The sequence below is a fragment of the Bacteroidales bacterium genome (assembly GCA_023229505.1).
Classification (GTDB): Bacteria; Bacteroidota; Bacteroidia; order Bacteroidales; family JAGOPY01; genus JAGOPY01.
Genome location: JALNZD010000027.1, coordinates 48,757 through 55,969, shown reverse-complemented (window position 1 = coordinate 55,969; position 7,213 = coordinate 48,757). Strand labels below are relative to the sequence as shown.

General features: G+C 45.3%; 5 protein-coding genes. 3 read left to right on the top strand and 2 right to left on the bottom strand.

Features of this window, described 5'->3' with window-relative positions:
• Positions 1–159: 159 nt before the first annotated feature.
• From M0Q51_10745 to rbfA, 3 genes are all read left to right on the top strand, one after another.
• Positions 160–669, top strand: a complete 510-nt coding sequence (locus M0Q51_10745) for a biotin/lipoyl-binding protein (GenBank protein MCK9400454.1) — start codon at positions 160–162, stop codon at positions 667–669.
• Positions 670–705: 36 nt separating this feature from the next.
• A complete protein-coding gene (locus M0Q51_10740; protein ID MCK9400453.1) occupies positions 706–2,247 on the top strand; it encodes a methylmalonyl-CoA carboxyltransferase in 1,542 nt (513 codons plus the stop codon).
• A 160-nt stretch (positions 2,248–2,407) separates the two neighbouring features.
• Positions 2,408–2,746, top strand: coding sequence for a 30S ribosome-binding factor RbfA (gene rbfA, locus M0Q51_10735; protein MCK9400452.1), 339 nt, complete (start codon positions 2,408–2,410; stop codon positions 2,744–2,746).
• Positions 2,747–2,787: 41 nt separating this feature from the next.
• Here the strand turns inward: rbfA and M0Q51_10730 are convergent, their stop codons facing one another.
• A complete protein-coding gene (locus tag M0Q51_10730; GenBank protein ID MCK9400451.1) occupies positions 2,788–5,046 on the bottom strand; it encodes a DUF4838 domain-containing protein in 2,259 nt (752 codons plus the stop codon).
• Positions 5,047–5,061: 15 nt separating this feature from the next.
• Positions 5,062–7,194 carry a S9 family peptidase gene (locus M0Q51_10725; protein MCK9400450.1) on the bottom strand — a complete coding sequence of 711 codons (2,133 nt, stop codon included), beginning with the start codon at positions 7,192–7,194 and terminating at the stop codon, positions 5,062–5,064.
• Positions 7,195–7,213 lie beyond the last annotated feature (19 nt).

The window sequence follows — 7,213 nt, the reverse complement described above, 5'->3', positions numbered from 1 at the left end:
AAAGATAAAAAGAAAAATCATACAAATTACATTAAGTTATTGACAATCAATTGTTTATAACTATGAAAAACAAACATGTTTTAAAATATTGTAAATTCGTCTCCCCGACTTTTCGGAGGGGACTCAAACTTAAAATTCAAAACTTAAAACTCTTAAGGAATGAGGTCACTGGAAATACAAATCGGGGAAAGGATAGCGAAGGTCGAGATGATCGGCAGGGAGGGCAGTGAACTTAAAATCAAGGTCGATGGTAAATTGTATGAGGTCGATATGATCATGGTTGAGCGTGGGGTTTACTCCATCCTGCTTGATGGAAGATCATACAATGTTGAGCTTATGGCATCTGGCGGTCCAAAGAATTATCAGGTTAACACGCTGTTCTATTCTTTTGATGCGGAAGTGGTAGATGCTGAACGAAAGTATCAGAAGAGCCGTAAAAGGATGGATGATCTGGAAGATTCCGTCATCTCTTCACCCATGCCGGGAAAGGTGGTTAAAATCCTTGTCAGGCCGGGGGATCAGGTCAAAGCCGGCGATACCGTAGTGATCGTTTCAGCCATGAAGATGGAAAGTGAATATAAAGTCAAGAATAACCGTCTTATTAAAGAAATCAAAGTTAAAGAAGGTGACACAGTCAGTGCCAACCAGCCATTGATTATCATCGAGTAATAAACTACAGGAATAATTATAACCAATTCCGGATTTATGTCAAAGCTAGAAGAAAAATTCAGACTATTTGAAGAAAAGAACAAAGCTGCCGAGTTAGGAGGAGGCATTGACCGGATTGAAAAGCAGCACAATGCCGGGAGGCTGACCGCACGTGAGCGTTTGGAAATTCTGCTTGATTCGGGCACTTTCGTGGAACAAGACAAATTCATGACCCACCGGGCCAAGGATTTTGATATGGACAAGATCAAGATACCGGGTGACGGGGTGGTAACGGGTTACGGCAAGATCGACGGACGGCTGATTTATGTTTTTGCCCAGGATTTTACTGTTTTCGGGGGGACATTGAGCCGGGCCAATGCCGATAAGATCGCCAAGATCATGGACCTGGCCATGCGGATGGGGGCGCCTGTCATCGGGCTGAATGACTCCGGTGGAGCCCGTATACAGGAAGGGGTTGAAAGCCTGGCCGGATATGCCGATATTTTTTATCGTAACGTGATGGCTTCCGGAGTAATACCTCAGATTTCGGCAGTTTTGGGTCCTTGCGCCGGAGGAGCCGTTTATTCCCCGGCTATGACCGATTACATTATAATGGCTAAAGATACCTCATATATGTTCGTCACCGGTCCTGATGTGATCAAGACGGTTACCCATGAGGAAGTAACCAAAGAAGACCTTGGAGGAGCCATGACTCATAATGCCAAGAGCGGGGTAGCCCACCTGATGGCTGAAAATGATGAACAGGCACTGATGATGATACGCGAATTGCTGGGCTATATGCCATCCAACAATATGGAAGATCCGCCGGTCGCGGTTTGTACTGATGACATTCACCGGGAAGATGAGAAACTTCAGACCATCGTCCCGGAAGATCCTAATAAGCCTTACGACATTAAAGAGATCATTACTACGGTTTTAGATAATCAGAATTTCTTCGAAATCCAGCCCCATTACGCACAGAATATCGTGGTCGGATTTGGACGCCTGGATGGACGTTCTGTGGGTATTGTTGCGAATAACCCGGCGTTTTTAGCCGGAGTTCTGGATATCAATTCATCGATCAAAGGCGCCCGTTTTGTCCGTTTCTGCGATGCATTCAATATTCCAATCATCACTTTCGTGGATGTTCCGGGTTTTTTACCCGGTACCAACCAGGAGTTTGGCGGGATCATCAAACATGGGGCGAAATTGCTTTATGCCTATTGTGAGGCTACCGTCCCCAAGATTACCGTTATTACACGGAAAGCTTACGGCGGAGCTTACGACGTTATGTCGAGCAAGCATATCGGCGCCGATGTGAACTTTGCTTACCCGACGGCCGAAATTGCTGTCATGGGTCCCGAAGGGGCGGTCAATATCCTGTTTAAAAAAGATACCATAACAGAAGATGAACGCAAAACCAAAGTGGGTGAATACAAGGCCACTTTTGCCAGTCCTTATAAAGCTGCCGAACTGGGCTACATCGATGAGATCATTTACCCGAAGCAGACACGGTTCAAATTGATCCAGTCGCTCGAAATGACACAGACCAAGAGCAAGTCAAACCCGCCGAGGAAGCACGGGAACATACCCTTATAGAAATTCCAAGCACCAAATTCCAAACAAATTCAAAAACTCAAATCCTAAACTCAAACTGTTTTGAATTTTATATTTGGAATTTATTTTTTGTTTGGAATTTGGTGCTTGGAATTTGGAATTTGGAATTATAAAATGGACTGGGAACCAAATTATTAATGTGATGGAATCTACACGTCAACAAAAGATGGCCCGAATGTTACTGAAAGAGCTGGGCGAAATATTGGAGCAGGAGATGCGCGGGACCTTTCATGGCGCTTTAATTACCGTGACCAAAGTCAATGTTTCCAAGGATTTATCGATAGCCCGATTTTACCTTAGTGTTTTCGGTGTGAAAGATAAAAAGGCCACCATGGATAACATAAAGGCCCATACGTCTGAATTCCGCTACAGGCTCGGAAACCGAATCCGCAAACAGGTCAGGATCATTCCCCAGCTTGAATTCTTTGAAGATGATTCGCTGGATTATATTGAGAACCTGGAGAAGCTTATTAATCCTTGAAAATCATAGGCCCCGGGGTTCAGGCGGAGACAGATATTTTTTCATTTCACAACAATTTCATCCGTAAAGATCCATGATTTTTTTCCGGAGCCGATATGCCAGCCAGGGCAGATTTTCAGGGACTCAGCTTTGACTTTAATGTACCTGGCTTTAATATTTTCTGCAGGGATTGTGAAGGTCTTTATAAATGCCCCGGTTTTATTGTCAGGAGTAATATTCTCAACGGTTCCTATTTCAGTAAACTGTTCACCGTCTGTAGAATATGAAGCCGTGAATTGTTTTGGCAGGAAAACCCATGATTGGACATCCTGCAGGAAATCAACACTGATTTCCCGGATGACGGTTTCTTTTCCCAGGTCTATGATTGCTTCCAGGTCTTCTCCTTCAAACCCAAGCCAGTTAAAATGATAATCATCAATCCCTTTTAGCCCGTCCGTCAGAGCTTTAGCGCCACCCGCTTCGTATTTCGGGCTGAATGGGGTCAGCAAAGTGACTTCCTTATCAATAGCCAGGTGGCGATCAGCATTTTTTATGAGATATTGCCTGACCATCAGCCGGTAATCATCAGGTGTTGTGCCCTTTTCATTCAGCATTGCGACATGCAGCCGGTTACACCTGTTGACAAAAGTGTCCAGCAGGTTAACCATTTCCTCTTTCGGTCCGTACCCGCCATCTTCTTCCAAAAACCATGACAATTCCAGGTCTGCCTGGTGGAGTGAAATATCCAGGATGGCAAAATCGAGCGGCAAACGGGCAAACCTGACGCGATCAAGGATTTCCGGATAATATTCAACTGCTTTTTCTGCTTTGTCAAACAGATCCTGGTAAAATGGGATAAGATGAGGTCGTAAATAACTATCAATACCGCTGTACGGATAGCCATAAATCCACAGGTTATCCCCCGGACTTTCCAGCTCGTCATGCAGTATCCCGATATAATCTTCCAGGTAAGGGGCAGCTGCACCGTAATAGCCAGCCAGGAAGTCTTTCATGATCTCCTGCGCGTCCAGTTCAGGGTTCCACAACAGTTTTGCGATCATATAAGATCTCAGGTCGACAAATTCCGACAAAGCCGAGCCGCTGCCCTGCTGGAACATCAGCCTGCAGCCTTTATCGGCAAAGAATGCGAGATTTGGCTGCAAAACCCGTAAATTGGGGAAAGGGCTGATATAATTCCTGAACTGGACAACATAGTCCCAGATCAGGATGTTACCGGTCAACTTTGTCCAGTCTTTAATATCTTTTACGAAGGAAGCACTCGTTGGGTCATCGGCAATGGGCAAACTCCTGTTACACTCGATGGAGCACAACATGATGTTGACATTTGGCAACGGCTTGACCTGTCCCGGAGCAGACCGTGTATACTGGTAGGCGAGGGTGGAGATCACTTTATCCGGGAAAAGGGCCGCGACGCGGTTAACAAATTGCAGCAAGAGTGCAGATTCCCCGCCAAGATCTTCTGCAGCCTGCCGGCATTCATTACATTGGCAAGCCAGGTAATTATCATTTTGTGACACCGACCAGTAAAGGGCGCCGGGTTGTGCTTCCATTTTCGTCCTGAGGTTTTCAACCAAAACATTAAAAACTTCAGGATTAGTAAGACAAATCTGGCCACTTAACGTTCTAATACCGTTGATTTCGGAAAAATATTCCGGATGGGCTGAGAAATAGGTTTCCGGCGGAATAAGGTCGTCGAAAGTATGCACCCACATTCCCCATGCCCCACTGTTGTGCGAATGGAGCTTATGCCATGCCAGGTATTCCGGATCATTTCTTCCCGGGAAATACATCTCCCTGTAAGTAAACATGGGAACCTGCCGGTCCTTAACCGCTGGCAGGGCAATACGGTAAAGTTTTGGGATGAAAATGACATCGGGACTGTAGAACCTGCATCCCAGGTATTCTTCGAGGAATGTATAAACCCCATTGAGGGTTCCTTGCGGAGAACCGCCGATGATAAAAAGTTGTTCTTTTTTAGTGAGGATTAAAAAGCCGTCACCTTCAAACTCTTTGAAACCGGCTTTTACCTTGAACTGATCAAAGCGGTGGCTTTTGCCAATAATAATTTCATGGTTGGCAGGTTCCTGGTCATCCGCTATAATTTGTAATGTGACACCTGAAATCTTTGCCAGGTACTTTTGAAGTTCAGTGGCAGCTTTTACTTCATCTGGCTGCGGATAGGCCGGTAAAATAATAGTATAATCCGACTGCTTCTGATCGACGATGGTAAGCTGGCCCTGGCATCCCATAACTGCAAAAAGGAAAAACAGAAAAAGGATCGAAAGCTTTATGTCTTTCATCTTTAAAAGTCTTTTTTAGAGATGGTCTACAAAATACTTCTCAATCTTACGGTTCAGATGGACCCGGGCTTTCCCGCCAACTCCATGCTCATGCCCGGGGTACACGAAATAATCGACCATTTTGCCTTCTTCGATGAATCTTTTCATCAGGGTAAGTGACTGTTGCCAGACGACTACCGGGTCGGATGTTCCTTGAATGACCAGCAGGTCTCCTTTCAAGCTGCCGGCGCGCTCCAGCAGGCTGGCCTCCTTATACCCGTCGGGGTTTTCTTCCGGGGTATCCATGTATCTTTCACCATACATGACCTCATAATATTTCCAGTCGGTGACGGGCCCGCCGCAAACACCCACTTTGAAAACCTCAGGCTCCCTGAGCATTAGGGAAATCGTCATAAAACCACCATAGCTCCATCCCTGGACGCCAATTCGATCCGGATCGACATAAGGCAGGTTCTTCAAATAGTTGATGCCAACCATCTGGTCGCTGACTTCAAGGGTTCCAAGGTTCCTGAAAACGGCTTGCTCAAATTCAAGTCCGCGGTTCGCTGAACCACGGTTATCGAGGGTAAAGATGATATAACCCTGCTGGGCCAGGTAATAATTGAACAGGCCGGACCCACCCAGCCATGTGTTATTGACCAATTGGGCATGAGGACCACCGTAGACATAAACGATGACGGGGTATTTGTTTTCCGGCCGGAAATCCGGCGGAAAGATCATCTGGGAATAAAGATCGGTGTTGTCGCCGGAGCGTAACTTAAAAATTTGCATTTTACATTGCATATAGTCATGAAGAGGATTTTCGCTGCGACTGATGACCTGCAAAACCCTTCTTTTATTGTCGATGACTGCATACTCGCGGCATTCGAGCGTATCGCTGAATATATCAAGGAGATACTTGCCATTTAGGCTCAAAACCGGGCTGTGAACCCCGGTATTCAGTGAAAGATACTGTATTTTGCCTGATTTCAGATCGACCGAAAAGATATCTTCATTGAGCGGGCTGTTTTTTGTGGAAAGAAAGAAGGCTTTGTTCCCTTTTGGATCTGTTCCAAGGAGGCTGGTGACCACCCAGGGCCCTTGGGTTAATTGCCTGATCAGGCTGCCTTTGGTATCATACAAGTATAAATGCTGGTACCCGTCGCGCTCACTGAACCAGATGAACTGTCCGGGATCAGATTTAAGGAAGAATAAAGGATGTTCAGGCTCTACATATTTATCATTCTTTTCTTCAAAAAGAGTTTGCTCCAGATTACCTGACATCACATCATAACGGTTTAATTTCAAATGGTTTTGCCCCCTGTTCAGGATACCGATGTAGATATCTTTTTCATCAGGGCCCCAGGTTACCGAAGTCAGGTACTGTTCGGCCGGCTCGCCGGTTTTGACTGTCATATAACTTCCATCTGCGATATTATAGATCACTAAGTTGACCTGTTCGCTGGCCATCCCGGCCATCGGGTATTTAATCTTTTCTTCAGTTGCCACCCGGCTATCGATATTGACCAGCGGGTAATCAGTCACCATGGTTTCATCTTTCCTGTAATAAGCAAGGTATTTCCCGGATGGTGACCAGAAGGTGCCTTTATTAATGCCGAACTCATTCCGGCTGACAATCTGGCCGTTCACGAAACCGGGATTTTCATCATTCGTGATTTGGATCAGCTTACCTGACGAAGCAATGAAAAGATTATTTTTCAGCGTATAAGCAATCAACTTCCCATCCGGATTTGAATCGATATTCTTTGCCTCTTCAGGATACTTATTGACTGACGAGACCGTTTGATTTTTATAGTTTAAAAGGTAAACGCTGCTTTTCCCGGTAAAAGTAAATGAAGACTCGTCGAGCCAGCTGATGGAAGGTATTCTTGCAAGTGTGTCGATGCCTGATTTTTTCAGGATCTTGTTGAATTCGCTGAACCGCATAAGCGTATCAGAAATAGTGCTTGTTGCCTTTCTGATCAGAATAGCGTTATTCTCAAGATATGTGAACCGGTCACTTGAGCCCAGCCATTGGAGGTTTCGCAGGGTGGTGGGATAAAGGGCCCTGTTCATTCCGCTTGCATCCTCGATGGTGAGTTTTTTTTGCGGGAAAGAAATAAGCGGGTAAAAAAGGATCAATATTGATAAATACCTGATTATCTTCATTTTGGTAATTATTTATTTT

Excerpts from the sequence above, each read along its gene's own strand:
- M0Q51_10745 (MCK9400454.1), top strand. The coding sequence starts at position 160 with ATGAGGTCACTGGAAATACAAATCGGGGAAAGGATAGCGAAGGTCGAG.
- M0Q51_10740 (MCK9400453.1), top strand. The coding sequence starts at position 706 with ATGTCAAAGCTAGAAGAAAAATTCAGACTATTTGAAGAAAAGAACAAA.
- rbfA (MCK9400452.1), top strand. The coding sequence starts at position 2,408 with ATGGAATCTACACGTCAACAAAAGATGGCCCGAATGTTACTGAAAGAG.
- M0Q51_10730 (MCK9400451.1), bottom strand. The coding sequence starts at position 5,046 with ATGAAAGACATAAAGCTTTCGATCCTTTTTCTGTTTTTCCTTTTTGCA.
- M0Q51_10725 (MCK9400450.1), bottom strand. The coding sequence starts at position 7,194 with ATGAAGATAATCAGGTATTTATCAATATTGATCCTTTTTTACCCGCTT.